At 59.5% G+C, this 26564-nt stretch carries 25 protein-coding genes and 1 pseudogene; 21 read left to right on the top strand and 5 right to left on the bottom strand.

Translation table 11 applies throughout. The features are described from left to right. Nucleotides 1–97: 97 nt before the first annotated feature. Nucleotides 98–901, top strand: a complete 804-nt coding sequence (locus tag AC07W5_RS08910) for an IclR family transcriptional regulator (protein WP_495023192.1) — start codon at nt 98–100, stop codon at nt 899–901. Nucleotides 902–913: 12 nt separating this feature from the next. Here the strand turns inward: AC07W5_RS08910 and AC07W5_RS08905 are convergent, their stop codons facing one another. Beyond that, nucleotides 914–1636 carry a FadR/GntR family transcriptional regulator gene (locus AC07W5_RS08905; protein WP_494993977.1) on the bottom strand — a complete coding sequence of 241 codons (723 nt, stop codon included), beginning with the start codon at nt 1634–1636 and terminating at the stop codon, nt 914–916. 90 nt (nt 1637–1726) lie between these two features. After that, nucleotides 1727–3463, bottom strand: a complete 1737-nt coding sequence (locus AC07W5_RS08900; protein WP_495010706.1) for an IlvD/Edd family dehydratase — start codon at nt 3461–3463, stop codon at nt 1727–1729. A 269-nt stretch (nt 3464–3732) separates the two neighbouring features. Here AC07W5_RS08900 and araD1 point away from each other — a divergent pair, with 269 nt between their 5' ends. From araD1 to araH, 6 genes are all read left to right on the top strand, one after another. After that, a complete protein-coding gene (gene araD1, locus AC07W5_RS08895) occupies nt 3733–4725 on the top strand; it encodes an AraD1 family protein (protein ID WP_494993975.1) in 993 nt (330 codons plus the stop codon). 10 nt (nt 4726–4735) lie between these two features. Further along, a complete protein-coding gene (locus AC07W5_RS08890; protein ID WP_495023191.1) occupies nt 4736–6316 on the top strand; it encodes an aldehyde dehydrogenase (NADP(+)) in 1581 nt (526 codons plus the stop codon). Nucleotides 6317–6367: 51 nt separating this feature from the next. Continuing rightward, the gene (locus AC07W5_RS08885) at nt 6368–7243 is read left to right on the top strand and encodes an SMP-30/gluconolactonase/LRE family protein (protein WP_494993973.1); all 876 of its coding nucleotides are present in this window, start codon (nt 6368–6370) and stop codon (nt 7241–7243) included. A gap of 64 nt (nt 7244–7307) precedes the next feature. Next, nucleotides 7308–8315, top strand: a complete 1008-nt coding sequence (locus AC07W5_RS08880) for a substrate-binding domain-containing protein (RefSeq protein WP_495023190.1) — start codon at nt 7308–7310, stop codon at nt 8313–8315. A gap of 63 nt (nt 8316–8378) precedes the next feature. Next, nucleotides 8379–9923: an L-arabinose ABC transporter ATP-binding protein AraG gene (gene araG, locus AC07W5_RS08875; RefSeq protein ID WP_495023189.1), complete on the top strand. Its 1545-nt coding sequence runs from the start codon at nt 8379–8381 to the stop codon at nt 9921–9923. Nucleotides 9924–9932: 9 nt separating this feature from the next. Then, nucleotides 9933–10901 carry an L-arabinose ABC transporter permease AraH gene (gene araH / locus AC07W5_RS08870; protein WP_123583067.1) on the top strand — a complete coding sequence of 323 codons (969 nt, stop codon included), beginning with the start codon at nt 9933–9935 and terminating at the stop codon, nt 10899–10901. 198 nt (nt 10902–11099) lie between these two features. On the opposite strand, the gene AC07W5_RS08865 is transcribed toward araH, so the two are convergent. After that, the gene (locus tag AC07W5_RS08865; protein WP_495023188.1) at nt 11100–12248 is read right to left on the bottom strand and encodes an aldose epimerase family protein; all 1149 of its coding nucleotides are present in this window, start codon (nt 12246–12248) and stop codon (nt 11100–11102) included. A gap of 210 nt (nt 12249–12458) precedes the next feature. On the opposite strand from AC07W5_RS08865, the gene AC07W5_RS08860 reads away from it, so the two are divergent. Together AC07W5_RS08860 and AC07W5_RS08855 are read left to right on the top strand one after the other, a co-directional pair. Further along, complete coding sequence (locus AC07W5_RS08860) at nt 12459–13241, top strand: SDR family NAD(P)-dependent oxidoreductase (protein ID WP_494993969.1); 783 nt, start codon at nt 12459–12461, stop codon at nt 13239–13241. Nucleotides 13242–13387: 146 nt separating this feature from the next. After that, nucleotides 13388–13501: pseudogene (locus tag AC07W5_RS08855) on the top strand (IclR family transcriptional regulator); the annotation flags it as partial. 15 nt (nt 13502–13516) lie between these two features. Here the strand turns inward: AC07W5_RS08855 and AC07W5_RS08850 are convergent. Continuing rightward, a complete protein-coding gene (locus tag AC07W5_RS08850) occupies nt 13517–14569 on the bottom strand; it encodes an NAD(P)-dependent alcohol dehydrogenase (protein ID WP_495023187.1) in 1053 nt (350 codons plus the stop codon). A gap of 180 nt (nt 14570–14749) precedes the next feature. Between AC07W5_RS08850 and AC07W5_RS08845 the strand changes: the two genes are divergently transcribed. After that, nucleotides 14750–15640 carry an AraC family transcriptional regulator gene (locus AC07W5_RS08845; RefSeq protein ID WP_495023186.1) on the top strand — a complete coding sequence of 297 codons (891 nt, stop codon included), beginning with the start codon at nt 14750–14752 and terminating at the stop codon, nt 15638–15640. Nucleotides 15641–15880: 240 nt separating this feature from the next. Here the strand turns inward: AC07W5_RS08845 and AC07W5_RS08840 are convergent, their stop codons facing one another. Then, nucleotides 15881–17545 (bottom strand): electron transfer flavoprotein-ubiquinone oxidoreductase, encoded by a 1665-nt coding sequence (locus AC07W5_RS08840; protein ID WP_495023185.1) that lies wholly within the window; start codon nt 17543–17545, stop codon nt 15881–15883. 546 nt (nt 17546–18091) lie between these two features. On the opposite strand from AC07W5_RS08840, the gene AC07W5_RS08835 reads away from it, so the two are divergent. From AC07W5_RS08835 to AC07W5_RS08785, 11 genes are all read left to right on the top strand, one after another. Further along, nucleotides 18092–18841 (top strand): electron transfer flavoprotein subunit beta/FixA family protein, encoded by a 750-nt coding sequence (locus AC07W5_RS08835; protein ID WP_477768317.1) that lies wholly within the window; start codon nt 18092–18094, stop codon nt 18839–18841. 2 nt (nt 18842–18843) lie between these two features. After that, nucleotides 18844–19773: an electron transfer flavoprotein subunit alpha/FixB family protein gene (locus tag AC07W5_RS08830; protein WP_477768316.1), complete on the top strand. Its 930-nt coding sequence runs from the start codon at nt 18844–18846 to the stop codon at nt 19771–19773. An 80-nt stretch (nt 19774–19853) separates the two neighbouring features. Continuing rightward, complete coding sequence (locus tag AC07W5_RS08825; protein WP_495023184.1) at nt 19854–20675, top strand: substrate-binding periplasmic protein; 822 nt, start codon at nt 19854–19856, stop codon at nt 20673–20675. A 230-nt stretch (nt 20676–20905) separates the two neighbouring features. After that, complete coding sequence (locus AC07W5_RS08820; RefSeq protein WP_494993964.1) at nt 20906–21262, top strand: DUF4398 domain-containing protein; 357 nt, start codon at nt 20906–20908, stop codon at nt 21260–21262. After that, nucleotides 21259–22071 carry an OmpA family protein gene (locus AC07W5_RS08815; protein WP_494993963.1) on the top strand — a complete coding sequence of 271 codons (813 nt, stop codon included), beginning with the start codon at nt 21259–21261 and terminating at the stop codon, nt 22069–22071. Before AC07W5_RS08820 ends, AC07W5_RS08815 begins: the two co-directional genes overlap by 4 nt. Nucleotides 22072–22269: 198 nt before the next feature. Beyond that, on the top strand, nt 22270–23709 hold the full coding sequence (locus AC07W5_RS08810) for an aminotransferase-like domain-containing protein (protein ID WP_494993962.1): 1440 nt from the start codon (nt 22270–22272) through the stop codon (nt 23707–23709). A 101-nt stretch (nt 23710–23810) separates the two neighbouring features. Beyond that, nucleotides 23811–24278 (top strand): translation initiation factor 2, encoded by a 468-nt coding sequence (locus AC07W5_RS08805; RefSeq protein WP_495023231.1) that lies wholly within the window; start codon nt 23811–23813, stop codon nt 24276–24278. Between the two features lie 169 nt (nt 24279–24447). Continuing rightward, on the top strand, nt 24448–24702 hold the full coding sequence (locus AC07W5_RS08800; RefSeq protein ID WP_495010697.1) for a YkgJ family cysteine cluster protein: 255 nt from the start codon (nt 24448–24450) through the stop codon (nt 24700–24702). Between the two features lie 41 nt (nt 24703–24743). After that, nucleotides 24744–25352, top strand: a complete 609-nt coding sequence (locus AC07W5_RS08795; protein ID WP_494993959.1) for an START domain-containing protein — start codon at nt 24744–24746, stop codon at nt 25350–25352. Between the two features lie 305 nt (nt 25353–25657). Next, complete coding sequence (locus AC07W5_RS08790; RefSeq protein WP_494994080.1) at nt 25658–25918, top strand: hypothetical protein; 261 nt, start codon at nt 25658–25660, stop codon at nt 25916–25918. A 191-nt stretch (nt 25919–26109) separates the two neighbouring features. Next, nucleotides 26110–26451, top strand: coding sequence for a ribonuclease E inhibitor RraB (locus tag AC07W5_RS08785; RefSeq protein ID WP_493061445.1), 342 nt, complete (start codon nt 26110–26112; stop codon nt 26449–26451). The last annotated feature ends 113 nt before the right edge of the window (nt 26452–26564 follow it).

Below are 26564 nucleotides of genomic sequence, written 5' to 3'. Positions count from 1 at the left end.
GATCGCCGCTCGGCGAGTTCTCGTACAGACCCTGGCAAGCGCAAGACCGGGCGACCATAATGCCGCCGGTTCCCTCGCTGATTGTTGAAGGCCAGATATGCAGGAAGACGTCGCAAAAAACGCCAAGGACGCCGCGCCGACAGGTACCCAGACGCTGCTACGCGGCCTGGGGGTGGTTCAGGCCGTGGCCAGTGGTGCTCGCGACCTCAAGGAAATTGCCCGGCTGATCGGGACCACCCGCAGCACCACCCATCGTCTGGCCAGTTGCCTGGTGGAGGAGCGCTATCTGCGGGTCGTGCCGCAAATCGGTTACCTGCTGGGGCCCAAGCTGATCGAGCTGGGTTTCCAGGCGCGCGAAGCGCTGCCGCTGGTGACCCTGGCCGGGCCGTATCTGGACGAGTTGTCGGCGTTGACCGGCGATACCATTCACCTGGCGATTCGTGAAGACGACGACGTGCTGTACCTGCACAAGAATCCCGGGCGCAATGGTCCGGAAATGCGTTCGCGGGTCGGTCATCGCATGCCCTTGGCGCGCACCGGGATCGGCAAGGCGCTCATGCTCGATGACTCGCCGCAGGAGTGGCAGCGCCTGTATCGGACCAGCTTGCCGGCGGGCGGGCAAAACCAGTTATGGCCGCAGCGCCCGGAGCCATCCTGGGAGCAATTCCAGCAGCGCATGCTGGAGTACGTGGCGGGCGGCTACGCCTTTGACCTGGAAGACAATGAACCGTCGATCCGCTGTGTCGCGGCGCCGGTACGCGATGCCAGCCGGCGAATCGTCGCCGGGATCAGCATTGCCAGCACCGTACCCTATATGCCACTGGAGAAAATGGCCGAGCTGATTCCGCTGATCAAGCAGGTCGCGGCCCGGATTTCCGCCGAGTTGGGGGCCAAGGCCTGAGCCGGGCCTGCGTTACAGCGGGGTGAGGACATTCATCACGGTATCCAGGGCGACACGGGTATCGTCAAGTTGCACCAGCGAGGCATGCCGGGCACCGAGGGCGTCACGATTCTTGATGGCGGTCAGTATCGCCTTGTGCCGGGGCAGGCTGAGCCTTTGAATGTCGGGGCGCCGGTTGGTGATACTGATTGACTCGCGCAGCGGCAGCGAAAGCATGTTGCACATGTAGGCGAGCAAGTCGTTGCGGGTCGCGTCGGCGATCGCATGGTGAAAATCCAGGTCCGCCTGCAAGAGGTTCTCGTGGGTCTTTGCCGTTTCCATGGCCTGGTAGGCTTTTTCGATGATCGCGATGTCGGCGTCGGTCGCCGTGGTGGCGGCCATGGCGGCGATTTCCGGTTCAAGGATTCGGCGCACGCCCGACAAGGTGTTGAAGAACTCGCTGTGAGGTGTGGACTGCATCAGCCAGGACAGCACGTCGGGATCCAGCAAGTGCCATTTCGAGCGAGGGCGCACTAGCGCGCCGACCCGTGGCTTGGAGTACACCAGCCCCTTGGCGCTCAGCACCCGGGTGGCTTCGCGCAGCACCGACCGACTGACCTGATAGGTCTCGCACAGCGTTGCCTCCTGGGGCAATCGTTCTTCCGGCTTGAGGCGTCCGGAGACAATGTGCATGCCCAGTTCCTGGACGATCTGGGCATGCATGCTCTTGCGTGGCTTGGGGGACTGCTGATCCATGACAGGGGCGCTGCTCTGACGAAATACACGGCATCATAACATCGCTGCCATCTCTATCAGGCGCTCCTGTACGCCTGAACCGATTCACTATCAGTGTGAATGACGCGGCACCTCGGCGCCGCGGCAACCCACCAGAAAGTCGAAGTCGCAGCCCTGGTCCGCCTGTAGCACGTGGTCGATGTACAGCTGGCGATAGCCGCCCACGATCAGTTTCTGTGGAGCTTGCAGGTCGGCCATGCGCGCCGCCAGCTCGGCGTCCGGGATGTCCAGGTGCAGACGCCCATTGGCACAATCGAGTTCGATCCAGTCGCCTTCTTTCACGGCGGCCAAAGGTCCGCCGGCAGCTGCTTCCGGGGCGACGTGCAAGACTACGGTGCCGTACGCCGTGCCGCTCATGCGTGCGTCGGAAATCCGCACCATGTCGGTGACGCCTTGGGCCAGCAATTTGGCCGGCAAGCCCATGTTGCCTACTTCCGCCATGCCGGGATAACCCTTGGGACCGCAGTTTTTCATCACCAGGATCGAGTCGGCATCGACGTCCAGCTCCGGGTCGTTGATCCGCGCCTTGTACATGTCGAAGTTCTCGAACACCACCGCACGGCCGCGATGCTGCATCAGTTCGGCGCTGGCGGCGGAAGGCTTGAGCACGGCGCCGAGAGGGGCCAGGTTGCCACGCAGCACGCAGATGCCGCCGTCCGCACGGATTGGGTTGGAGAGAGGGCGGATCACTTCGTCCTGGCCGTAGATCGGTGCCTCTCTGGTGTTGTCGCCGATCGACTTGCCATTGACGGTCAAGGCGTCGGGATGAGGAATCAGGTTGGCTTCGCCAAGGCGGCGCAGCACGGCCGGCAGGCCGCCGGCATAGTAGAACTCTTCCATCAGGAAACGCCCGGACGGTTGCAGGTCGACAATGGTCGGCATGCCGCGACCGATGCGGGTCCAGTCATCCAGTTCAAGCTCGACGCCGATGCGTCCGGCGATGGCTTTCAAGTGAATCACCGCGTTGGTCGAGCCGCCGATGGCAGCGTTGACGCGAATGGCATTTTCGAAGGCTTCCTTGGTGAGGATCTTCGACAGTTTCAGGTCTTCGCGAACCATCTCCACCGCGCGCATCCCGGACATGTGCGCCAGGACATAACGGCGCGCATCCACCGCCGGAATCGCCGCGTTGTGGGGCAGGGAGGTGCCCAGTGCCTCGGCCATGCAGGCCATCGTGGAGGCGGTGCCCATGGTGTTGCAGGTCCCCGCCGAGCGAGACATGCCGCCCTCGGCCGCCAGGAAGTCGTCGATGCTGATGGTGCCGGCCTTGACCTGTTCGCTGAGTTGCCACACCACGGTACCCGAGCCGATGTCCTGGCCCTTGTGCTTGCCGTTGAGCATCGGCCCGCCGGTGACGACGATGGCGGGGACGTCGCAACTGGCGGCGCCCATCAACAGCGCCGGCGTGGTCTTGTCGCAGCCGGTCAGCAGCACCACGCCGTCGATCGGGTTGCCGCGAATGGCTTCCTCGACGTCCATGCTCGCCAGGTTGCGGGTGAGCATGGCGGTGGGGCGCAGGTTCGACTCTCCGTTGGAGAACACCGGGAACTCCACGGGAAAGCCGCCGGCCTCGATCACCCCGCGTTTGACATGCTCGGCAATCTGGCGGAAGTGCGCGTTGCACGGGGTCAGCTCCGACCAGGTGTTGCAGATCCCGATGATGGGCTTGCCATGGAACTGATGGTCGGCAATGCCCTGGTTCTTCATCCAGCTGCGGTACATGAAGCCGTTCTTGTCGGCGGTACCAAACCACTGGGCGGAGCGCAGGTCGGGTTTTTTATCAGACATGGCTAGATCTCTTATAGTAAGACTATATTGTTCTTTTCTGGCGCTAACATAAGCGTAAATTCCCAGGTTTGGAAGTCTTGCTGAGTAAATAGTAATACTATATAGTCGTTTGCAACTGAGGTATGACCCTGGCGGTTTTCCGCGAGAGGCGTCCCCGAGCTTCCATAAAAACAACAATTGGAGATCGATCCCATGGGTCAGGAGCTGCGACCGATTCGTCGCATCACGCTGAAACCAAAATTCCTGAGCCCGCGATCAGGAGAAGGTTCATGCGTTTAGTTCAGTTCGAATTGAGTAACGGCGAGCGCCGGGTCGGCGTGGTCGAGGACGGTCTGGTCCGTGAAGTGCAATCCGCGCGCACGGTGCGCGAGCTGGCGCTGGCCGCCATCGAGACGGGCGTCGATCTGCGGCAGCAGGTCCAGCGCCTCGGCCTGGGGGGGAGTCACGATTATGCGCAATTGCTGGCCGAGCTCAGGATACTGGTGCCACTGGATCACCCGGACCCGGCGCATATGCTGGTCAGCGGCACCGGCCTGACCCATCTGGGCAGCGCGGCGGCACGGGACAAGATGCATCAGCAGGCCGGTGACGACAGCGCGATGACCGACACCATGCGGATCTTCAAGTGGGGCGTGGAAGGCGGTAAACCCGCTGCCGGTCAGGTCGGTGTGCAACCGGAATGGTTCTACAAGGGCGACGGCAGCACTGTCGTGCGTCCGGGTCAGGCATTCGCGCTGCCGCCATTCGCCGAAGACGCCGGCGAAGAGCCGGAAATCGGCGGCCTGTATGTCATCGGCCACGACGGCAAGCCTTATCGCCTGGGGTTTGCCGTGGGCAACGAGTTCTCCGATCACGTGATGGAGCGCAGGAATTACCTGTACCTGGCCCACTCCAAATTACGCAATTGCAGTTATGGTCCTGAACTGCGGGTCGGTGAACTGCCCCAGCACCTGGCTGGCAGCAGTCGCATTTTGCGTAATGGCAAGGTCGTATGGCAGAACGAGTTCCTCAGTGGCGAAGCCAATATGTGCCACAGCCTGGAAAACCTTGAATACCACCACTTTAAATACCGTCAGTTCCTGCGGCCGGGGGATGTACACATTCACTTCTTCGGCACCGCGACCCTGTCTTTCGCAGACGGTATCCGTACGCAGCCGGGCGATGTGTTCGAAATCAGTCAGGCGGAGTTCGGCGCGCCCTTGATCAACGGTATCGCCAGCGGCGACGCGGAGCTGGCCCCCGGTCAAGTAGGCACACTTTAAGGAGACAGGCATGACTCAGATTCTTGGTCACAACTACATCGGCGGCCGGCGCAGTGCGACCGGCACCGTGACCCTGCAGAGCTTCGACGCGCAGACTGGCGAAGCATTGCCCCATGCTTTCCACCAGGCGACGGCGCAGGAGGTCGATGCCGCCGCCAATGCTGCCGCGACGGCCTACCCGGCCTATCGAGCCTTGAGTGCGCAGCGTCGCGCGTATTTCCTGGCGTCAGTGGCCGATGAACTGGATGCGCTGGACGATGAGTTCATCGCCCTGGTTTGCCGTGAAACCGCGTTGCCCGTTGCACGCATCCAGGGCGAGCGCAAGCGTACCAGTGGCCAGATGCGGCTGTTCGCCGACGTGCTGCATCGTGGCGATTTCTACGGGGCGCGCATCGATCGGGCGTTGCCTGATCGCCAACCGTTACCGCGCCCGGATCTGCGTCAGTACCGCATTGGCCTGGGGCCGGTGGCGGTGTTTGGCGCGAGCAATTTTCCGCTGGCGTTTTCCACTGCCGGCGGCGACACGGCTGCGGCGCTGGCGGCCGGTTGTCCCGTGGTCGTCAAGGCGCACAGCGGGCACATGGCGACCGCCGAACGGGTCGCCGATGCGATCATCCGGGCGGCCGAGGCAAACGGAATGCCCGCCGGCGTATTCAACATGATCTATGGCGCCGGGGTCGGTGAGGCGTTGGTCAAGCATCCGGCAATCCAGGCGGTCGGTTTCACCGGCTCGCTCAAGGGCGGTCGAGCGCTGTGCGACATGGCGGCGGCACGCCCGCAACCGATCCCGGTGTTCGCCGAGATGTCGAGCATCAACCCGGTGATCGTGTTACCCCAGGCGCTGCAAGCGCGGGCAGATACCATCGCCCGTGACCTGACCGCCTCGGTGGTGCAAGGCTGCGGTCAGTTCTGTACCAACCCGGGCCTGGTGATCGGCATCGGTTCACTGCAGTTCACTGCGTTCACTCGGCAGGTCGCGCAACTTATCGGCGACCAGCCCGCCCAGACCATGCTCAACACCGGCACGTTGAGCAGTTATGGCAAAGGCTTGCAAAGGCTCCTTGCGCACCCTGGCATCGAGCACCTGGCCGGCCGTCCACAAGCGGGTAATCAGGCGCAGCCACAGTTGTTCAAGGCTGATGCGAGTTTGCTGGTCAATGGTGATGAAGTGCTGCAGGAAGAAGTGTTCGGTCCGACCACCGTGTTCGTTGAAGTGGCCGATCAGGCGCAACTCAGCGCCGCATTGCACGGGCTGCACGGCCAACTGACGGCGACGATCATTGGCGAAACCGCGGACTTCGCGCAGTTCAGCGAGCTGACGCCGTTACTGGAGCAGAAGGTCGGTCGCATCTTGCTCAACGGTTATCCGACCGGTGTCGAGGTCTGTGACTCGATGGTGCACGGCGGGCCTTTTCCGGCGACCTCGGATGCCCGTGGCACGTCAGTGGGGACCCTGGCCATCGACCGTTTCCTGCGCCCGGTGTGCTTTCAAAACTACCCCGACAGTTTGCTCCCGGACGCATTGAAAAATGCCAACCCGTTGCGCATTCAACGTCTGGTGGATGGACAGCCATCGCGTGACCGGCTGTAACGCGCGCAAGCTCGTCAGCGCCCGAAAAACAGTAACTATCCAGGAGGCTTCATGGTGTGGACCGCAGTGACCGAACACCGTGCGCAACTGGGCGAGGGTCCGTTCTGGGACGCGCCCGGCCGGGCCCTGTATTGGGTCGATATTGCCGGCCAACAGGCATTACGCCTGAGTGGCGAAAATCTGCAGGTCTGGCAACTGCCGGAGCCTGTGTCGGCGTTCATTCCCTGCGAAAGCGGCGATGCGTTGGTGACCCTGAGCAGCGGCGTGTATCGCCTTGACCTGAGCTCCACACAAGCGGCGCCGCGCCTGTCCTTGCTCTGCGTCGCCGATTCGCAACCGGGCAATCGTCCCAACGAGGCCCGTTGCGATGCCGGGGGCAGGCTCTGGCTGGGCACCATGCAGAACAACATCGGGGAGCAGGGCGAAGACCTGCCGGTCCTGCGGCGTTCCGGTGGCTTGTTCCGTATCGACGCCGATGCGCGAGTCACGCCGCTACTGCGTGGCCTAGGTATTCCCAATACCTTGCTTTGGAGCGAGGACGCCACGCAGGTGTATTTTGGCGACAGCCTGGACGGCACGCTGTATCGGTATTCGATCGGTATCGACGGCCAACTCGATCCGCCCCGGAAGTGGTTCGGGCCGCACCCGCGCGGTGTCCCGGACGGTTCGGCCATGGACGCCGAAGGCTATCTCTGGAATGCCCGCTGGGACGGCGGTTGCCTGCTCAGGTTGGCGCCCGACGGCGAGGTCGACCGCGTGATCGAGCTCCCCGTCAGCCGACCCACCAGTTGCGTGTTCGGTGGCAAGGATCTGCGAACCTTGTACATCACCAGCGCCGCAAGCCCGCTCAATCATCCGCTGGACGGGGCGGTGCTGGCCATTGAGGTCGATATCGCCGGGAAAATCTGTCACCGATTTGCAGGATAAATTTCAAGCATCAGGCAGCACTGGTTCACAGCTCGCACTCACAACAAAAACAAGGAGTCACTTTATGAATCGTCGTCATCGTGTAATCCGTTCCCTGTGCTGTATCGCCCTGGCGGCATCGGCCGTCAGCATGAGCAGCCTGTTGCTGGCCGCCGAGCCCGCGAAGATCGGGTTTCTGGTCAAGCAAGCGGAGGAGCCCTGGTTCCAGACCGAATGGGCTTTCGCTGAAAAGGCCGGTAAGGACAAGGGCTTTACCGTGATCAAGATCGCCGTGCCGGATGGCGAGAAAACCCTCTCGGCCATCGACAGCCTCGCCGCCAACGGCGCCAAGGGCTTCGTGATTTGCGCGCCGGATGTGTCCCTGGGCCCTGCGATCGTGGCCAGGGCCAAGGCCAATGATTTGAAAGTGATTGCGGTGGATGACCGCTTCGTCGATGCCGGCGGCAAGTTCATGGAGGATGTGCCCTACCTCGGCATGGCCGCCTTCGAAGTGGGCCAGCAGCAGGGCGCCGCCATGGCTGGCGAAGCGAAGAAGCGCGGTTGGGACTGGAAAGACACCTACGCGGTGATCACTACCTACAACGAACTCGATACCGGCAAGAAACGTATCGATGGGTCAGTCAAATCCCTTGAAGACGCCGGCCTGCCGAAAGACCACATCCTGTTTGCACCGCTCAAGACCCTCGACGTGCCGGGCAGCATGGATGCCACCAACTCGGCACTGGTGAAGCTGCCGGGTACGGCGAAAAAACTGATCGTCGGCGGCATGAACGACAACAGCGTACTGGGCGCCGTGCGCGCCACCGAAAGCGCCGGTTTTGCCGCAGCCAATGTCATTGGTATCGGTATCAATGGCACCGACGCCATCGGCGAATTGAAGAAGCCCAACAGTGGCTTCTTCGGCTCGATGCTGCCCAGTCCGCACCTTGAGGGTTACAACACCGCGAGCATGATGTTCGAGTGGGTCACCACCGGCAAGGAACCCGCGAAATACACCGCGATGGACAAGGTGACACTGATCACGCGCGACAACTTCAAGCAGGAACTGGAAAAGATCGGTCTGTGGAACTGAGGTCGGTTGTTTTCCTCGGCGGCCTTGGTGACAAGGCTGCCTGATCGGTGTGATGAGGTGGTTATGCATGCGCAATTGAACAAACAACAGCACAGTGCCAGCGGCAGTCTGTGCTTCAACGGCATTGGCAAAACCTTTCCCGGGGTCAAGGCGCTGGACGCTATCAGCTTTACTGCCCACCCGGGGCGGGTGCATGCCCTGATGGGCGAAAACGGTGCAGGCAAGTCGACCTTGCTCAAAGTCCTCGGCGGTGCCTACAGCCCCAGCAGCGGAAGCCTGCAGATCGGCGAGCAGACGATGGTCTTCAAGTGCGCCGCCGACAGCATTGCCTGCGGAGTGGCTGTCATCCACCAGGAGTTGCACCTGGTGCCGGAAATGACCGTGGCGGAAAATCTGTTTCTCGGGCATTTGCCAACCCGTTTCGGTGTGATCAACCGCCGTGCGTTGCGCGAGCAGGCACTGGCCTGTCTCAAGGGCCTGGCCGATGAAATCGATCCGCTGGAAAAGCTCGGCCGTCTGTCCCTGGGGCAACGGCAGTTGGTGGAGATCGCCAAGGCGTTGTCCCGTGGCGCCCATGTGATTGCCTTCGACGAACCCACCAGCAGCCTGTCGGCCCGGGAAATCGAGCGCTTGATGGCGATCATCGGGCGACTGCGGGATGAGGGCAAAGTGGTGCTGTACGTTTCCCATCGCATGGAGGAAGTGTTCCGTATCTGCAATGCGGTGACCGTGTTCAAGGACGGTCGTTACGTGCGCACGTTCGAGGACATGAGCGAGCTGACCCACGATCAGTTGGTCACCTGCATGGTCGGTCGCGACATTCAGGACATCTACGACTACCGCCCTCGTCAACGGGGCGAGGTGGCGCTCAAGGTCGATGGTCTGATGGGGCCTGGCTTGCGCTCCGCGGTGAGTTTCGAGGCGTATCAAGGCGAGATTCTCGGCCTGTTCGGGCTGGTCGGTGCCGGGCGCACCGAGCTGCTGCGCCTGCTTGGCGGTCTTGAGCGCAGTACGGCTGGAAGCCTGCGGCTGTGCGGTGAGGAACTGAAGCTGCGCTCGCCGCGCGATGCCATTGCCGCCGGTGTCCTGCTGTGTCCCGAGGACCGCAAGAAAGAGGGCATCGTGCCGCTTGCGAGCGTTGCCGAGAACATCAACATCAGCGCACGCGGCGCTCATTCCCGGTTTGGCTGGCTGTTGCGCGACAGTTGGGAGAAGAGCAACGCCGACAAGCAGATCAAGGCGTTGAAAGTGAAAACGCCCCATGCGGCGCAGAAAATCATGTACCTGTCGGGGGGCAATCAGCAGAAGGCCATTCTGGGTCGCTGGCTGTCGATGCCGATGAAGGTGCTGCTGCTCGACGAGCCGACGCGCGGTATCGATATCGGCGCGAAAGCCGAGATTTACCAGATTATCCATAACCTGGCCGCCAGCGGGATTGCGGTGATCGTCGTATCCAGCGACCTGATGGAAGTGATGGGCGTCTCCGACCGCGTCCTGGTGCTTTGCGAAGGCGTGATGCGCGGCGAGAAAAACCGCGAACAGGCCAATGAATCCAACTTGCTGCAACTGGCCTTGCCGCGCCAATGCGCTGACGGCCAGGTGAACTGAGAGGTGACTATGACAACCCAAAACAACGCGTTGCCGACGACGCACAAACCCCTGGATGTGCGCGCCCTGCTCGATAATTGGGCGATGCTGTTGGCGGCACTGGGGATCTTTGTGCTCTGCACCCTGCTCATCGACAACTTCCTCTCGCCCCTGAACATGCGCGGCCTGGGGTTGGCGATTTCCACCACGGGCATCGCCGCGTGCACCATGTTGTATTGCCTGGCGTCCGGACATTTCGACTTGTCGGTGGGCTCGGTGATTGCCTGTGCCGGGGTCGTTGCCGCGGTGGTGATGCGCGACACCGACAGCGTGTTGCTCGGTATCGGCGCGGCGCTGCTGCTGGGGCTGCTTGTCGGGCTGATCAACGGGATCGTGATTGCCAAGCTGCGGATCAACGCGCTGATCACAACGTTGGCGACCATGCAAATCGTGCGTGGCCTGGCCTATATCTTTGCCAACGGCAAGGCAGTCGGCGTGTCCCAGGATCAGTTCTTCATCTATGGCAATGGCCAGTTGTTCGGCGTGCCAGTGCCGATCCTGATCACCATCGGCTGTTTCCTGTTTTTTGGTTGGCTGCTCAATTACACCACCTATGGGCGCAACACCATGGCCATTGGCGGCAACCAGGAAGCGGCGCTGCTGGCCGGGGTCAACGTCGACCGGACCAAGATCATCATCTTCGCCGTGCACGGGGTCATCGGTGCCTTGGCCGGGGTGATCCTGGCTTCGCGCATGACCTCCGGCCAGCCGATGATCGGCCAGGGTTTCGAATTGACGGTGATTTCCGCCTGTGTGCTGGGTGGGGTGTCGTTGAGCGGCGGGATCGGCATGATTCGGCACGTGATTGCCGGGGTGTTGATTCTGGCGATCATCGAGAATGCGATGAACCTGAAAAACATCGACACGTTTTACCAGTACGTGATTCGGGGTTCCATTCTGCTGTTGGCCGTGGTGATCGACCGCATGAAACAACGCTGATCGCGGTTGTTCAATGTGGGATGTTCAATGCGTTCCATGTGTTCACTGGGGACTAGGGGGGTATGTAGGAGCTGTCGAGCCTTGGCGAGGCTGCGATAGCGGTGGGTCAGGCAACATCAACGTTGACTGTACTGCCGCTATCGCAGCCTCGCCAAGGCTCGACATCTCCTACAGGTTCAGGGGCGTTCAGGGTCAGGTTCAGTCGGCCGAGAACTTCAGGACGGTGTTCTGGGCATACGTCTGGCCTGGATCCAGCCGTGTGCTAGGGAAGCCCGGCTGGTTCGGCGAGTCGGGGTAGTGCTGGGTTTCCAGGGTGAATGCGCTCCAGTGTCCGTAGGCCTTGCCAGCCTTGCCCTTGACCGAACCGTCGAGGAAGTTGCTGGTGTAGAACTGCACCCCGGGTTCGCTGGTGTAGAGCTGCAAGCGACGGCCGGATTGCGGGTCGCGCACATCGGCGGCGAGTTGGCTGACATCACCCTTGGCATCCAGGACCCAGTTGAAGTCAAAACCACCTTGTTTCGGCTCGGCGAATTTGAGTTGCGGATGATCATCCTTGATGCGCTGGCCGATGGCGGTCGGTTGCCGAAAGTCCATCGGTGTGCCGGCTACCGGGGCCAGTTCACCGGTTGGAATCAAGGTGCCGTTGACCGGTGTGTAATGGCTGGCGTGCAAGGTGGCGAGCTGTTTGAGCACGTCACCGTTACCGGCCCCGGCGAGATTGAAGTAACTGTGGTTGGTGAGGTTCAGCACCGTGGGTTTGTCGGTGGAGGCCTTGTACTCGATGCGCAGCTCGTTATGGTCGTTGAGGCTGTAGGTGATCTCGACCTTCAGGTTGCCGGGAAAGCCCATCTCACCGTCTGGCGACAGGTAGCTCAAGGTCACACCGACCGAATCGTTGCTGTTGACCGGTTGTGCTTTCCAGACGCGCTTGTCGAAACCCAGCGCACCACCGTGCAGCGAGTTGGGGCCATCGTTGAGCGGCATCTGGTAACGCTTGCCGTCCAGTTCGAAGGCACCCTGGGCCAGGCGATTGCCGTAGCGTCCGATGGTCGCGCCGAAGAATGCCTTGCCGCTCTGATAACCCTGGACATCGTCAAAGCCCAGTACCACGTCTTCGAACTTGCCGTTCTTGTCCGGCACTTTCAACGATTGCAAGACGCCGCCGTAGGTAATGACCGTGGCTTGCATGCCATGGCTGTTGCGCAACACATATTGCTCGATGGCGGTTCCATCATGGGTCTTGCCAAAAGCCTTGTGTTCGCTGGACAGGCCACCGGCCTGGACGCCGAGGCTGGCCATCATCAGGGAAAGGCCGAGGCCGGAAAGCAGGTGTCGGGATTGCGGCATGGTTGAACGTCCTTTTGTTGTTTTGAGTTTAATAGTTCTACTAATTAGCGATATTTTGTCGAAACAGCAGTAAATTTATAGTCTGAAAGACTGATTTTGCAATATAAAGTAAGACTAATTTGGTGGCTGGCGAAAATGATCCATGAGTGCCCGAGCGCACCATGAGTCCCGCTGCTTGAATCGAAGTGCCTACTGTGGAGTAACCGTCATATGACTAATGAAACGGGCGCCGGCGTGCCGGCCGTGTACACCGACCTCAAAGATAAAACCGTATTGATTTCCGGCGGTGCCTCGGGGATCGGTGAGGCCATGGTTTGCGCTTTTGCCCGGCAGGGAGCAAAGGTTGCGTTCGTGGACATGGCCAAAAGCCAAGGTGAGCAGTTGGCGGCCCAATTGTTGGCTGAGGGCCATAGGGTCGAGTTCGCTCACTGTGATATCACTGACGAGAGCGCTTATAAGGAGGCGATTGGACGCTTTGCGCAGACCCTGGGGCCTGTGAATGTCCTGGTGAACAATGCCGCCAATGATGTCAGGCACACCTTGGATGAAGTTGACTCGGAGACTTTCGACAAACTGATTTCCGTCAATTTGAAGCATGCTTTTTTTGCCGCCCGGGCGGTGGTCCCCATGATGAAGGCCGCCGGGGAGGGCGCGATCATCAATCTGGGCTCCATTGGCTGGATGATGGCCTCCAGTGGATACCCGGTCTACGCGGCCAGTAAAGCGGCAACCCACGGCATGACCAGGGCGTTGGCACGGGAGTTGGGGCCATGGCGTATCAGGGTCAACACCCTGGTTCCAGGATGGGTGATGACAGAAAAGCAGCTCGCGTTCTGGGTTGACGATGCCGCCAGGGAGTTGATTAGCCGCAGCCAATGCCTGCCGGGTAACGTGGAACCTTTCCATATAGCAAACATGGCGCTTTTCCTGGCCTCCGAGGCGTCTTCCATGTGTTCGGCGCAAAACTTCATCGTCGATGGTGGTTGGGTCTAGGCGTTTGGTGCACCCTCAAAAAAACGGCTGTATCAAAGGCAGTGAACGATAGTCCCCTCTGCGCTCGGCGTAGAAGGCCGGCTCGACCAGCGTCCCTGTGGGTTGTTTGAGCGGGCCGTTTCGCCGATGAGGTCTTCGTGCCCAGCCAAAGCACCGCCAGCACGGTGCCATACATGCCGCTGGAAAAAATGGCCGAGCTGATTCCCCTGATCAAAGGGGGCACGGCTCGGCTATCGGTAGAGTTAGGGGGTAAGGTATAAGCCGCTAACGTCTGATCAGACCTTCAAGGTCGCCATGTCGATGACGAAGCGGTACTTCACGTCACCGGCGATCATGCGGCTGTAAGCCTCGTTGATCTGGCGTATGTCGAGCATTTCGATGTTGCAGGTGATGTTGTGCTCGGCGCAGAAATCCAGCACTTCCTGGGTTTCTGCGATACCACCAATCAACGAGCCGGCCAGCACTCGACGACCCAGTACCAGTTTGGCGGCGTGGATGGGCGGATCGATCGGCTCGATCAGGCCGACGAGGATGTGCACGCCGTCGAAGCGCAGCGTATCGAGGTAGGGGTTGAGATCGTGCTGCACCGGAATGGTGTCGAGCAAAAAGTTGAACTGTCCGGCTGCGGCCTTCATCTGTTCGGCGTCGGTGGAGACGATTACGTGGTCCGCACCCTGGCGACGACCTTCTTCGGCCTTGCTCGCTGAGCGGGTGAACAACGTCACTTCAGCGCCCATGGCTTTGGCAAACTTGATGCCCATGTGACCGAGGCCGCCCATGCCGAGAATCCCCACTTTGTCGCCGGCTTTCACGCCGTAGTGTTTGAGCGGTGAGTAGGTGGTGATGCCCGCGCAGAGAATCGGCGCAGCGCTGGCCGGGTCGAGTGTCTCGGGGATACGTACGACGAAGTGCTCGCTGACTACGATGCTGTCGGAGTAACCGCCCATGGTGTTGCTGCCGTCGACCCGGTCCGGGGTCGCGTAGGTCAGGGTCGGACCTTCGAGGCAATATTGCTCGAGGTCGGCATGGCAGGCTTCGCAGTGACGGCACGAGTCGACCATGCAGCCGACACCGACCAGATCACCCACCTTGTGGGCGGTGACATTGGCGCCGATGGCGGTGACTTTGCCGACAATTTCGTGGCCGGGCATCAGTGGGTAAACGGCGATGCCCCATTCGTTGCGGGCCTGGTGGATGTCGGAGTGGCAGACGCCGCAGTAGAGAATCTCGATCGCTACGTCGTCGGCACGCGGGCTGCGACGTTCGAAGGTCATCGGGGCTAGGGGAGTGGTGGCTGACTGGGCGGCGTAACCGATGGCGGTATACATGGTGAACCTCGCAAAAGCAGTGACGGGGGAGGTGGGGGATTTTCCGCGCCGTCCGCCTCACCGGCCATGACGATTCCTCCGCGTCTTATGCCTATTCCTCCGGCATCCTCGGTGGATAGGTCGCATTGGCGCTCAGACCTGCGATGATGCTTTCATCCCTTTTTTCGTGAAGTTTTTGCCATGTTGTTGACCCGTCATCTCGATGCCAATGCCGCGTTGGTTGCGCTGATTCAGCCGTTGGCGACCCGTGATGGTTTCGTGCCGACACGCTTGCCCGGCGTGCATGTACTCAGAGCCAGTTGCGATGTGGCGCGTGGCCCGCAGATCTATGAGCCGAGCCTGATGATCATTGCCCAAGGCAGCAAAGTCGCCTATCTGGGCGCGCGTACGCTGGAATACGGTGCCGGGCATTACCTGATTCAGGCACTGCCGGTGCCTTTCGAATGCGAAACGTTTGCCATGGCTGATGCGCCATTGCTCGGGGTTTCGATTGCCATCGACCGCGCGCTTTTGGGCGAACTGGTGTTGGCTATGGGGTTGGTGCATGGGCGCAATACGCCTGCGCAAACCCCCGAATCCATGACCTCGGCGGTACTCGATGACGGCATGCGTGGCTGTGTCGAGCGCTTGTTGCACTGCCTGCACGATCCGCTGGAGTGTCAGGTCATGGGGCAGGCGCGGTTGCGTGAGTTGTTGTTCGTGGCGTTACGCGGTCCGCAGGCTGATGTGCTGCGGGCGTTGGTCGAGCAACAGGGACAATTTGCCCGGATTGCGGCGTCCTTGAGTCATTTGCATGCGCACTTCACCGAGACGCTGAACGTCGAGACGCTGGCCAGTTGCGCGAACATGAGTACGTCGACCTTTCATGAGCATTTCAAGCGCAGCACCTTGTTGTCGCCGGTGCAGTATTTGAAGCGCTTGCGTTTGCTCAAGGCGCAGCAGTTGTTGCTGTCGGAAGGGCTGGGAGTGGCGCAGGTTGCGCATCGGGTGGGTTATCAGAGCACGTCGCAATTCAGTCGCGAGTACAAGCGCTACTTTGAGCGTAATCCGGGGGATGAGCGGGTGGCTTAGATTTCAGGCGCCGCGAGGTCTCCGTAGCAGCTGGCGAAGCCTGCGTTCGGTGCGGGCTGCGTTCGGACGCAGCCGTCGTGAAATCAGCCACTTCGGTCTTCCAGATAATCCGCGTACGGCGGGTTTACGACGGCTGCGCCGCCGAACGCAGGCTTCGCCAGCTGCTACAAGGGGCGGTGTGTTTTCTCCAGGCAACAAAAAGGCCCCCATTTCGGGAGCCTTGATGTTTGGCCATTTGACTTACATATTCGGGTAAGTCGGCCCACCCGCGCCTTCCGGCGCAACCCAGGTGATGTTCTGCGAAGGGTCCTTGATGTCACAGGTCTTGCAGTGCACGCAGTTCTGGGCGTTGATCTGGAAGCGCTTCTCACCGTCTTCCTTGGTGATCACTTCATAGACGCCGGCCGGGCAGTAGCGCTGCGCCGGTTCGTCGTACAGCGGCAGGTTTTTGTTGATCGGAATGCTCAGGTCGGCCAGCTTCAGATGGCACGGCTGCTCTTCTTCATGGTTAGTACCAGAGATGAACACCGAGCTGAGTTTGTCGAAGCTGAGTTTGCCGTCCGGTTTCGGGTAGTCGATCTTCTTGCTGTCGGCCGCGAGCTTGAGGCAAGCGTAGTCCGGCTTGGTGTCGTGCAAGGTGAACGGCAGTTTGCCGCCGAAGATGTTCTGGTCGAGCCAGTTGAAACCACCGCCGACGATAGCGCCGTACTTGTGGATCGCCGGGCCGAAGTTGCGGCTGGCGAACAGTTCTTCGTAGAGCCAGCTGGCTTTGAACGATTCAACGTAGCTGTTCAGTTCATCAGCGCCTTCGGAACCTGCGAACAGGGCGTCGGCCACGGCGTCAGCGGCGAGCATGCCGGACTTCATCGCGGTGTGACTGCCTTTGATCTTGGCGAAGTTCAGGGTGCCGAGGTCGCAACCGATCAGTGCGCCGCCCTTGAAGACCATCTTCGGCAGCGAGTTCAGGCCGCCTTTGCAGATGGCGCGGGCGCCGTAGCTGATGCGCTTGCCACCTTCCAGGTACTGCTTGAGCACCGGGTGATGCTTGAGGCGCTGGAACTCGTCGAACGGCGACAGGTAAGTGTTGCTGTAGGACAGGTCGACGATCAGGCCGACTACAACCTGGTTGTTTTCCAGGTGATAGAGGAACGAGCCACCGGTGTTTTCGGTGCCCATGATGTCCAGCGGCCAACCGGCAGTGTGCACCACCAGGCCTGGCTGATGCTTGGCCGGATCGATTTCCCAGATTTCTTTCAGGCCGATGCCGTAGTGCTGGGCGTCGGCATCGGTGTCGAGGTTGAAGCGCTTGATCAGTTGCTTGCCGATATGGCCACGGCAGCCTTCGGCGAACAGCGTGTACTTGCCACGCAGTTCCATGCCGGGGGTGTACAGGCCTTCTTTCGGATTGCCTTCACGGTCAACGCCGAGGTCACCGGTGATGATCCCGCGAACCACGCCGTTTTCGTCGAACAGTGCTTCCTGAGCGGCGAAGCCTGGGTAGATCTCTACGCCCAGGTTCTCGGCCTGCTGGGCCAACCAGCGGCACAGGTTGCCCAGGGAGATGATGTAGTTGCCTTCGTTGTGCATGGTCTTGGGCACAAAGAGGTCTGGAATCTTGATCGCGCCATCGGCGTTCTTCAGAACGAAGATGTCATCGCGAGTGACCGGAGTGTTCAGCGGTGCGCCGAGTTCTTTCCAGTCCGGGAACAGTTCGTTCAGCGCCCGAGGTTCGAACACCGCGCCAGACAGAATGTGAGCGCCGACTTCGGAGCCTTTTTCGACCACGCAGACGCTAATTTCCTTACCGGCTTCGGTGGCCTTCTGCTTCAATCGGCAGGCGGCGGAAAGACCAGCGGGGCCGGCACCGACGATGACCACGTCGAATTCCATGTATTCGCGTTCCACAGGTTATCTCCTACTCAAGGCTCAACAGTTTTTTTTCTAATTGGAGGTTTGGTGTCGCATCCATGAATCCCTGCACAACGCTGGGAGAGGACAATCGATGAGCCACCTTTCTCTCTAGGCGGCGCATTATATCTACACCACTCTTAGCGTCCAATACAAACGTTTGTTTGAATTTGCTCCAGCCCAGAGAAATCAAAGAAGCGCGGCTTATGACTGGCCATTTTGGCGTATTGACCGGAATAGGTGTTCCGGTCAAGATACGGGCGGTTTTGCGCTCGCCGTAGGCTGACTGTTGGTTTCAAGAGCACCTCTAAAGACAGGGCGAAGGCAGTACAAGGTGACGCGCAGCGCAGGTTTGGCGCGAAGTTTACACGTCGCGACACAGAATGACTCGTTAGTCACCACTGACGAACGGTCATCACGCTTCGTGAGCTGGGTCACCATTACAAATGCCGGCGTTTTTAGAGGTGCCCTTGTGCCCGATGAGCATCAACCGCCAGGTTCGCCTAGGCGACTTTCTTTTCACCGGAGAGTAACGAGGAATCCATGAAGGTTCTTGTAGCTGTCAAACGAGTGGTCGACTATAACGTCAAGGTTCGCGTCAAAGCGGACAACTCCGGCGTCGATCTCGCTAACGTCAAGATGTCGATGAACCCTTTCTGCGAAATCGCAGTGGAAGAAGCCGTACGCCTGAAAGAGAAAGGTGTTGCGACTGAAATCGTCGTCGTCTCCATCGGCCCGTCCACCGCTCAAGAGCAACTGCGCACCGCGCTGGCTCTGGGTGCCGACCGCGCCATCCTCGTCGAATCCGCCGAAGACCTGACTTCCCTGGCCGTTGCCAAGCTGCTCAAGGCTGTTGTCGACAAGGAACAGCCTCAGCTGGTGATCCTTGGCAAACAAGCCATCGACAGCGACAACAACCAGACTGGCCAGATGCTCGCTGCACTGAGCGGTTACGGTCAGGGCACCTTCGCCTCGAAAGTCGAAGTCACTGGCGACAACGTTGCCGTGACCCGTGAAATCGACGGCGGTGCACAGACCGTTTCGCTGAAACTGCCGGCCATTGTCACCACCGACCTGCGTTTGAACGAGCCGCGCTATGCGTCCCTGCCAAACATCATGAAAGCCAAGAAGAAGCCGCTTGAAGTGCTGACTCCTGACGCTTTGGGCGTTTCCACCGCCTCCACCAACAAAACCCTGAAAGTCGAAGCGCCGGCTGCACGCAGCGCAGGCATCAAGGTCAAGTCGGTGGCTGAACTGGTCGAGAAACTGAAAAACGAAGCGAAGGTAATCTGATCATGACTATCTTGGTAATCGCCGAACACGACAACAAAGTAGTGGCCCCGGCCACGCTGAACACCGTGGCGGCTGCCGCCAAAATCGGTGGTGACATCCACGTTCTGGTTGCCGGTCAGGGCGTTGGCGCTGTAGCTGAAGCTGCCGCCAAAATCGCTGGCGTGGCCAAAGTGCTGGTCGCCGACAACGCTGCCTACGCACACCAACTGCCAGAAAACGTTGCACCGCTGGTAGCGGAGTTGGGCAAGGGCTACAGCCACATCCTGGCTGCCGCCACCTCCAACGGCAAAAACATCCTGCCGCGCGTTGCCGCGCAGCTGGACGTTGACCAGATCTCCGAGATCATCTCGGTTGAAAGCGCTGACACCTTCAAGCGCCCAATCTATGCCGGCAACGCCATCGCTACCGTTCAGTCCAACGCGTCGGTAAAAGTCATCACCGTGCGTGCTACCGGTTTCGACCCGGTTGCCGCCGAAGGTGGTTCGGCTGCCGTTGAAGCGGTTGCGGCTGCTCACGACGCGGGCACTTCCAGCTTCGTTGGCGAAGAACTGGCCAAGTCCGATCGTCCGGAACTGACCGCTGCCAAGATCGTCGTTTCCGGCGGTCGCGGCATGCAGAACGGCGACAACTTCAAGCACCTGTACGCCCTGGCCGACAAGCTGGGCGCTGCTGTTGGCGCTTCCCGCGCTGCGGTCGACGCAGGTTTCGTACCGAACGACATGCAGGTCGGTCAGACCGGCAAGATCGTTGCACCACAGCTGTACATCGCCGTCGGTATCTCCGGCGCGATCCAGCACCTGGCCGGCATGAAAGACTCCAAGGTGATCGTTGCGATCAACAAGGACGAAGAAGCGCCGATCTTCCAGGTGGCCGATTACGGCCTGGTGGCGGACTTGTTCGAAGCCATCCCCGAGTTTGAGAAGCTGGTCTAATCCAGCGGCTTGACTTATAAGGAGCCCGGTCTTTTGGCCGGGCTTTTTATTGTCTTTGATTTGAGTGGGAGAAATTCGCCATGGATCTGCGTCGCTGGAGTGGCCTGTCATTGCTGGTGGGCCTTTCGGTTTTGCCTGTGCTGTCGGTCGCAGCAGGCAAATGCGAACGCCTGGTGGTGACCGGCAGCCCGGATGCACCGCCGTATCTGTGGCGCGACCCGCAAGACCCGACACACTTGATCGGTGCCAGCGCCGATCTGTTACAACAGATCGCGGGAGAGCTGGGGCTCAAGGTCGAGTTGCTGTACGCAGGCCTGCGCTCGCAAGCCCTGGATGAAGTACGCAGCGGACGTATGGACATCCTCGCCGATGCACCGTTGACGGTGAATGAACTGGAAACGCTGGATTACATTCATCCACCGTTGGTGGAGAACGACTATCTGGTCTGGACTCGCAAGGATTCGGTGCTGGTCTACAACGAGGCGAAAGACTTGCACGGTCATCCTGGCGCTGTGTCGGAAAAGGCCCGTTTGACCCAGCCGTTTGAAGCGTTCGCCAAGGCGCAGTTGAGCCTTGTGCGCCTGCCCAACCTGACCGAGGCCTTTCAGAAGCTGCTTTTAGGCGAGGTGCAATACGTACTTGCCGGACGCTATGCAGGAATGGCGACGGCCCAGACTCTGGGGATGGCCAATGATCTGGCGGCCCATCCACAACCAATCGATAAACCGGGCCTGTTCCTCGCGGTTTCCCATAACTCTGCCTGCAACGACCCATGGTTACGCGGACAGTTGGCTAAAAAGATGACAGAATTGCCCGCGTCCGGTCTGACGGAAGCCGTGCTGCAGCGCAATCTAGAGCGCTGGAAGGCACAGTTACAGCAACCCGTCAGCCCAAAACTTTAGGGTGCGTCCTCAATAAATGACGGTCGCGCCATCGCCCCGCCAAAATCGGGGTGAGACAGGAACAATGAGCATAGGGGCCAGGCCCTTCGGGTTGAAGCTGTGGTCGAGCCATGCTGCGTTGCGGGACTTGAAGAGGCGAACAGCATTTCCTGCGTCCCGCGCCTGGCCTGGCACGACCACAGCATCAACGCGATCCGCCCTTTATTAAGAACGCACCCTGGGATTTTCTAGTGACTATTCGACCTCTTTTCGCTGTCCTGGCCGTTCTGGCTCTGGCCGGTTGCGCAGCCGATCCGGCGCCGAATGAACAGATGCGCTTGACCGGGCAAGCCCTGGAACAAGCCAAAGCCGTGGGCGCGACAACTGAAGACGTCGCTGAGCTGAAACTCGCTGAAGGCAAGTTCACCCAGGCTCAGGCTGACATGGTTCACCAATCGTTCAAGGACGCGCGCATGCAAGCTGAACAGGCTGAGCTGGACGCCCGTCTGGCTGAAGCACGGGTCCTGACCCAGAAAAGCCAGGAACAACTGAAGGTGCTCAACACCCGTATCACTCGCCTGCGCAAGCAACTGGGAGATGCCCAATGAGCCTGAAGACCAGAGTATTCGGTGGTCTGCTATTGGCCGGTTGCGCGAGCCTGTACGGTTGTGCCGGCCAGCACAGTGACGCCGCTTTGCGCCAGGCCAGCGCCGACTTCCAGAAGGTCAAGGAAGACTCGAATGTGCTGCGCGTCGCGCCCAAGGACGTGATTCGCGCCGGTGAGTCTCTGGCTCGCGCCGATCGTCTGTCGAGCTACTGGGGCAGCGGTAAGGATGTAGCGCATTACGCCTACCTGAGCCAGCGCTACAGTGAAATTGCCCGAGAACACAGCGAACAGATACTGAACCAGGAGCGCACGGCGAAACTTGAGCTGGAGCGTCAGCGCCTGCAATTGGCCTTGCGTGAGGCCAAGCTGCTCAGCGTGCAGCAGCAGGGCAAATGGCTGGAAGAGCAGATCATCAGCCTGGCGACGACTCAGACCGATCGCGGTCTGGTCATGACCTTGGGGGATGTGTTGTTCGATACCGGCGAAGCGGACTTGAAAAACTCGGCCAATCGCACGGTGCTGAAAATCGTTCAGTTCCTCCAGCTCAATCCCAAGCGCGTAGTGCGGATTGAAGGCTATACCGACAGCACCGGCGGCAAGCAGGACAATCTCAGTTTGTCTCGCGATCGTGCTCAAGCAGTTGCCGACGTGTTGATTGATCTGGGTATCGAGGACAAGCGTATCCAGGTCGAAGGCTACGGCGATGAGTATCCGGTGGAGGCCAACGCCTCCGAGCGCGGACGTGCGCAGAATCGCCGCGTGGAAATTGTGTTCTCCGACGAGAAAGGCCAGCTCGGCGCTTCCCGCTAAGACCCTCGCCACTGAAAGCCCGGTAACCTGAGGTGCCGGGCTTTTTTGTACCTGCGAATTGGCTCGCAATACAGTACAGTTTTTGCTGACACTGCACTGTACGGTCAACTATTGTGGCAACTGTCCCCGTACACTTCTAAACTGTTCCGGTATTGTTCTGCACAAAAATAAAATGCCCGTGAAATCGAGTGCTGCGTCATGACCAATCTCTTGCTCTATCAACGTATCGCTCAGCAATTGGCTGAGGATATCCGTCGTGGTGTCTATCAGCCGGGCGAGCGCGTGCCCTCGGTACGCAAGATGAGCTCGCAGCTCAACGTCAGCCATGCGACGGTGCTTCAGGCTTACGCCAATCTCGAAGACCAGGGGCTGATTCGTGCCAGGCCGCAGTCCGGTTATTACGTGCACCAGACGCCGGCCCTGACAGCGCCAACCCCGGATATCGCCCGGGTTGAGCGGCCAGGTCTGGTCACTCGCAGCAGCATCATTCAGCAGGTGTTGGTCGAGTCGCGGCGCGAAGGCGTGTTTCCGCTGGGGGCCGCCGTTCCGAGTGTCGACTATCTGCCGGTGCGTGCTCTGCATCAGCAATTGGCCAAGGTCACGCGCTTTCATAGCCCGCGGGCCTTCAGTTACATGTTTAGTCCGGGTTTTGAACCGTTACGCCGACAAGTGGCGATTCGTATGCGTGATGCCGGTGTGGTGGTCGATCCATCGGAAGTGGTGATCACCCACGGTTGCGTCGACGCCTTGCAGATGTCGTTGCGGGTGTTGACCCGACCAGGCGATCTGATCGCGGCTGAGTCGCCGACCTATTACGGACTGCTGCAACTGGCCGATCTGCTGGGCCTGAAAGTCATCGAGATCCCGAGCGACCCTGCCATTGGCATGAGCCTTGAAGCGCTGCAATTGGCGGCGAACCAGTGGTCGATCAAGGCCCTGGTCCTGACCACGCGCCTGAGCAACCCGTTGGGCGGCACCATGCCTGAGGAGCGGCAGAAGCAGTTGCTGCGTCTGGCATCGGATTTCGATATCCAGGTTGTCGAGGATGATATTTACGGCGAACTGATGTTCGAGCAGGGCCGTACCAAGGCACTGAAGGCCTACGACCGGCTGGATCGGGTGATCTACTGCTCGAGCTTTTCCAAGACCTTGTCACCCGGTGTACGGATCGGCTGGATGATCGCCGGTAAGTACCAACAGGAAATCCAGCGTTTGCAGACTTTCAGCACCCATTCTGCGTGCAGCGTCACGCAGATGGGGATCGCGTCTTATCTGGAGAACGGCGGTTATGATCGCCATCTGCGCTATATCCGTCAGGAGTACCGCAAGAACCTCAGTGCTTTCCAGCTGGCGGTGCAGCAGTATTTCCCGGAAGGCACGCAGATGACCCGACCCACCGGCGGCTTCATCCTCTGGGTCAGCCTGCCTGGCCGGGTCAATACCCAAGAACTGCATGTGCGCGCCTTGCAACAGGGCATCAGCATCGCGCCGGGGCTGATTTTCAGTAACACCGAGCAGTTCAATCACTGCATTCGATTGAACTGCGGCATTCCGTGGAACCGCGAGGCCGAGCGAACGCTGATGACCTTGGGCATGCTCGCAAGTCAGCTTTGTCAGGAGGCGGCGGGCGGTTTCTGACAGGGGCCAGGTCCCGTCGAGTGGTCGGCTTATCGGGAGCTTGTCATGGACCGTTCAACAAGCGAGCATATGCCCTCTCTGCCGTTAGTGCTGTAGTGCCTATGAAAGCGATTTTTCCTGTTGGTTGGTTGTTAGTCTGCTTATTGAGTGTCTTCAATAACGTGACGGTGATGGCGGCTTCCAGCCAGGACAAGCAGCCGGTTGTGGCTGCTTCCACGGCGAAATCGCAGAAGCCTGCATCGGTAAAAAAACACGCGCCTGTCAAAAAGCGTGCGCCCATCGCTTCCAAGTCAAAGCCGGCAAGTGAAGTAGTGCAAACCCCGTTGCCTGCGGTCAATCTGGACTTGAGCCTGCCGCAGGATATGGTCAGGGATTTGCAGCCCCCGGGTGCACTGCTGCAGACCAAGCGTCAGCCGTTACTGCCAAAGTTGTTTGGCGCAAAACCAAAGTCGGACAGTCCGTTTCAGCTCAACGGTCGCTTGCTCAACAATGAAATGGGGTTGCAGCTACGTAATGAAGAGCGTCGCGAGGTCGAAGGTGCCGCGCTGGATTTCCAGTTCAAACAGTAAGTACAAACACCTTGCTGTGACCCACGGTCTTGACGCTTTGTCGGAGACTGGTCAGTCACGGCTGTTTGAGTGAAAAAACCACGGTCTGGCTAATTTCAAACGGCTGTTTTAGCGGGTACTCTATTGCTCGTCATTAAACACTTTGGCCGTCACGAGGAGTTTGTTCGTCATGAATTGCCGTGAAGGCTGTGGCGCCTGTTGCATTGCCCCTTCCATCAGTTCACCGATCCCCGGCATGCCCAATGGCAAAGCCGCGGGAGAACGTTGCGTGCACCTTACTGCCGAGCACCTGTGCGCCATCTTCGGGATGCCCGAGCGGCCGGCGGTCTGCGCGGCTTTTCAGGCGGATGTCGAGGTGTGCGGCAGCAGCCGTGAAGAAGCTATCAAATTGTTGGGTTGGTGGGAGCAAATGACGGCGGCTTAGTGTTTTCAATGTACGGAACTTCAACAATAAGGAATAAGACAATGGGTTCGCTGCATCGAATGGCTGTGCTGTGTGGTTTGACTGTTCTGCTGGCCGCAACGGCTCAGGCCGAAGATTGGCAGACTGCCAAGGATGAAAACGGGATCAAGATTTCCCTGAGTGAAGTCGCCGGCTCCCAATACAAGGCCTATCGCGGCGTGACGATCATGAAGACCTCCATCGCCAAACTGCGTGCCTTGCAAGAGGATGTCTCAGGGGCGTGCGCCTGGATTCATGAGTGCAAATCGCAGAAACTGCTCAAGCACGAAGGCGATCAGAGCTGGACCTACACTCAGTTCAGTCCGCCCTGGCCGGTTACCCCGCGCGATTCGGTACTGCACGTCACCACAGTCGAAGGCGCCGATGGCAGCCTGACCCGCAAACTGGAAGGTGTGCCAACGTATATTCCTGAAGAAAAGGGTTTCGTGCGGGTCGCTCAGGTCCAAGGCTTCTGGAAGTTCGTACCCAAAGGCGCAGATCAGATCGAAGTGACCTACCAGGTTCACACCGAACCGGGCGGCAGTGTGCCGTCGTGGCTGGCCAACAAGTTCGTCGTTGACGCCCCGTTCAACACTTTGAAGGCGCTGAAACAGCGCGCTGAAAAACCATAAGGTCTTGAACCGGTTGCTCTTTGAAAGAAGGTCTCCTGTTGGCGTAATGCAGTTCAGTTAAGCGAATGTGGTCCACTGTAGGAGCGAGCTTGCTCGCGATGGTCGTTAACGATAACGCGTGTTTACTGGCTAAACGCGGCGCACTTAAGTCCATCGTCGGAACGCCGCCCGGAGCAAGCTCGCTCCTACAACTGCCTTAACTGACCGGCATTACGCCTGTTGGCGGCCTTCTTTATGCAAAGTCTCTGAGTGCTGTGGGTGGAACGATGCTCACTGCTAAAGGTCGAGATGATGTAAGCCCATCCATGGGTTTTATCGAGGAGGCACCAATGCAAAAGTGGGAAGTCACTTTCGTTGATGATCATGGTGTTCAAACCGTCGAGCAGTTTGACTGCGAGCAAGAACCCACCATGGAGCAGGCTGCGCACTTGATACTTGCAAAGTTGCTGCCAGTCCCGGCCGAGCTCGATCTCAATGATCTGGAAGGCCGTATCGATGACCCCACGGTCAAAAGCCTGAAAGATCAGTACAGCATTCAAATCCTCGATATCACCCCGGCTTCTTGAGGCTCTGGCACAGGGGCTGGCTTCGCGCTACTCTGCAATCGAGATCAGCGAATGAATCGCTAAGGTCTGGTCTCTTGTCAGCTACATGCTTGTTTCCCGGCGGCAATCTTATTGTCGTATCGCTTTCACCATTGTGGTTGCGAGCGCAGGGAGTACGGAAAGTCTATCCATCAATTTGAGGAGGACGTTTCATGAGCACAGCCTATCAAGAAGACATCAGCAGCAGCGTGCTGCGCCGCATGAAAGAGGGCGGTTTTGATTTTTCACGATTCCATCCCATCGAGTTCTACGCCATTTTCCCGGATGAGGAGCGGGCGCGCAGGGCGGCAGGACATTTTCGCGGTGAGTCATTGAATGCTCAGATCAGCGTGCGTGATGACGGGGCCTGGCATCTGGAGCTAAGCAAGGTGATGTATGCCACCTACGGCGGCATCGGTGACTTCGAGCAGGATTTCGAGGCGGTGGTCGAGCCTCTGGGCGGGATTATCGAAGGTTGGGGCGTGAAGCAGGAGGTACGAGGGTTACTCGCATAACACCTATGAACAGCATCAACACTCAGCATCGGCTGACCTCAGGGTCGGCCGATTTCGTTTGTGGCTGTTGGAAGATCAAAAGATCGCGGATTATCCAGAGGTTCACGCGTGCA

The organism is Pseudomonas sp. GW821-FHT01E05, from assembly GCF_059422425.1.
The sequence above is the reverse complement of the archived record's forward strand: the minus strand, read 5'-3'. Positions and strand labels throughout refer to the sequence as shown.

Excerpts from the sequence above, each read along its gene's own strand:
- AC07W5_RS08910 (WP_495023192.1), top strand. The coding sequence starts at position 98 with ATGCAGGAAGACGTCGCAAAAAACGCCAAGGACGCCGCGCCGACAGGT.
- AC07W5_RS08905 (WP_494993977.1), bottom strand. The coding sequence starts at position 1,636 with ATGGATCAGCAGTCCCCCAAGCCACGCAAGAGCATGCATGCCCAGATC.
- AC07W5_RS08900 (WP_495010706.1), bottom strand. The coding sequence starts at position 3,463 with ATGTCTGATAAAAAACCCGACCTGCGCTCCGCCCAGTGGTTTGGTACC.
- araD1 (WP_494993975.1), top strand. The coding sequence starts at position 3,733 with ATGCGTTTAGTTCAGTTCGAATTGAGTAACGGCGAGCGCCGGGTCGGC.
- AC07W5_RS08890 (WP_495023191.1), top strand. The coding sequence starts at position 4,736 with ATGACTCAGATTCTTGGTCACAACTACATCGGCGGCCGGCGCAGTGCG.
- AC07W5_RS08885 (WP_494993973.1), top strand. The coding sequence starts at position 6,368 with ATGGTGTGGACCGCAGTGACCGAACACCGTGCGCAACTGGGCGAGGGT.
- AC07W5_RS08880 (WP_495023190.1), top strand. The coding sequence starts at position 7,308 with ATGAATCGTCGTCATCGTGTAATCCGTTCCCTGTGCTGTATCGCCCTG.
- araG (WP_495023189.1), top strand. The coding sequence starts at position 8,379 with ATGCATGCGCAATTGAACAAACAACAGCACAGTGCCAGCGGCAGTCTG.
- araH (WP_123583067.1), top strand. The coding sequence starts at position 9,933 with ATGACAACCCAAAACAACGCGTTGCCGACGACGCACAAACCCCTGGAT.
- AC07W5_RS08865 (WP_495023188.1), bottom strand. The coding sequence starts at position 12,248 with ATGCCGCAATCCCGACACCTGCTTTCCGGCCTCGGCCTTTCCCTGATG.
- AC07W5_RS08860 (WP_494993969.1), top strand. The coding sequence starts at position 12,459 with ATGACTAATGAAACGGGCGCCGGCGTGCCGGCCGTGTACACCGACCTC.
- AC07W5_RS08850 (WP_495023187.1), bottom strand. The coding sequence starts at position 14,569 with ATGTATACCGCCATCGGTTACGCCGCCCAGTCAGCCACCACTCCCCTA.
- AC07W5_RS08845 (WP_495023186.1), top strand. The coding sequence starts at position 14,750 with ATGTTGTTGACCCGTCATCTCGATGCCAATGCCGCGTTGGTTGCGCTG.
- AC07W5_RS08835 (WP_477768317.1), top strand. The coding sequence starts at position 18,092 with ATGAAGGTTCTTGTAGCTGTCAAACGAGTGGTCGACTATAACGTCAAG.
- AC07W5_RS08830 (WP_477768316.1), top strand. The coding sequence starts at position 18,844 with ATGACTATCTTGGTAATCGCCGAACACGACAACAAAGTAGTGGCCCCG.
- AC07W5_RS08825 (WP_495023184.1), top strand. The coding sequence starts at position 19,854 with ATGGATCTGCGTCGCTGGAGTGGCCTGTCATTGCTGGTGGGCCTTTCG.
- AC07W5_RS08815 (WP_494993963.1), top strand. The coding sequence starts at position 21,259 with ATGAGCCTGAAGACCAGAGTATTCGGTGGTCTGCTATTGGCCGGTTGC.
- AC07W5_RS08810 (WP_494993962.1), top strand. The coding sequence starts at position 22,270 with ATGACCAATCTCTTGCTCTATCAACGTATCGCTCAGCAATTGGCTGAG.
- AC07W5_RS08805 (WP_495023231.1), top strand. The coding sequence starts at position 23,811 with ATGAAAGCGATTTTTCCTGTTGGTTGGTTGTTAGTCTGCTTATTGAGT.
- AC07W5_RS08800 (WP_495010697.1), top strand. The coding sequence starts at position 24,448 with ATGAATTGCCGTGAAGGCTGTGGCGCCTGTTGCATTGCCCCTTCCATC.
- AC07W5_RS08795 (WP_494993959.1), top strand. The coding sequence starts at position 24,744 with ATGGGTTCGCTGCATCGAATGGCTGTGCTGTGTGGTTTGACTGTTCTG.
- AC07W5_RS08790 (WP_494994080.1), top strand. The coding sequence starts at position 25,658 with ATGGGTTTTATCGAGGAGGCACCAATGCAAAAGTGGGAAGTCACTTTC.
- AC07W5_RS08785 (WP_493061445.1), top strand. The coding sequence starts at position 26,110 with ATGAGCACAGCCTATCAAGAAGACATCAGCAGCAGCGTGCTGCGCCGC.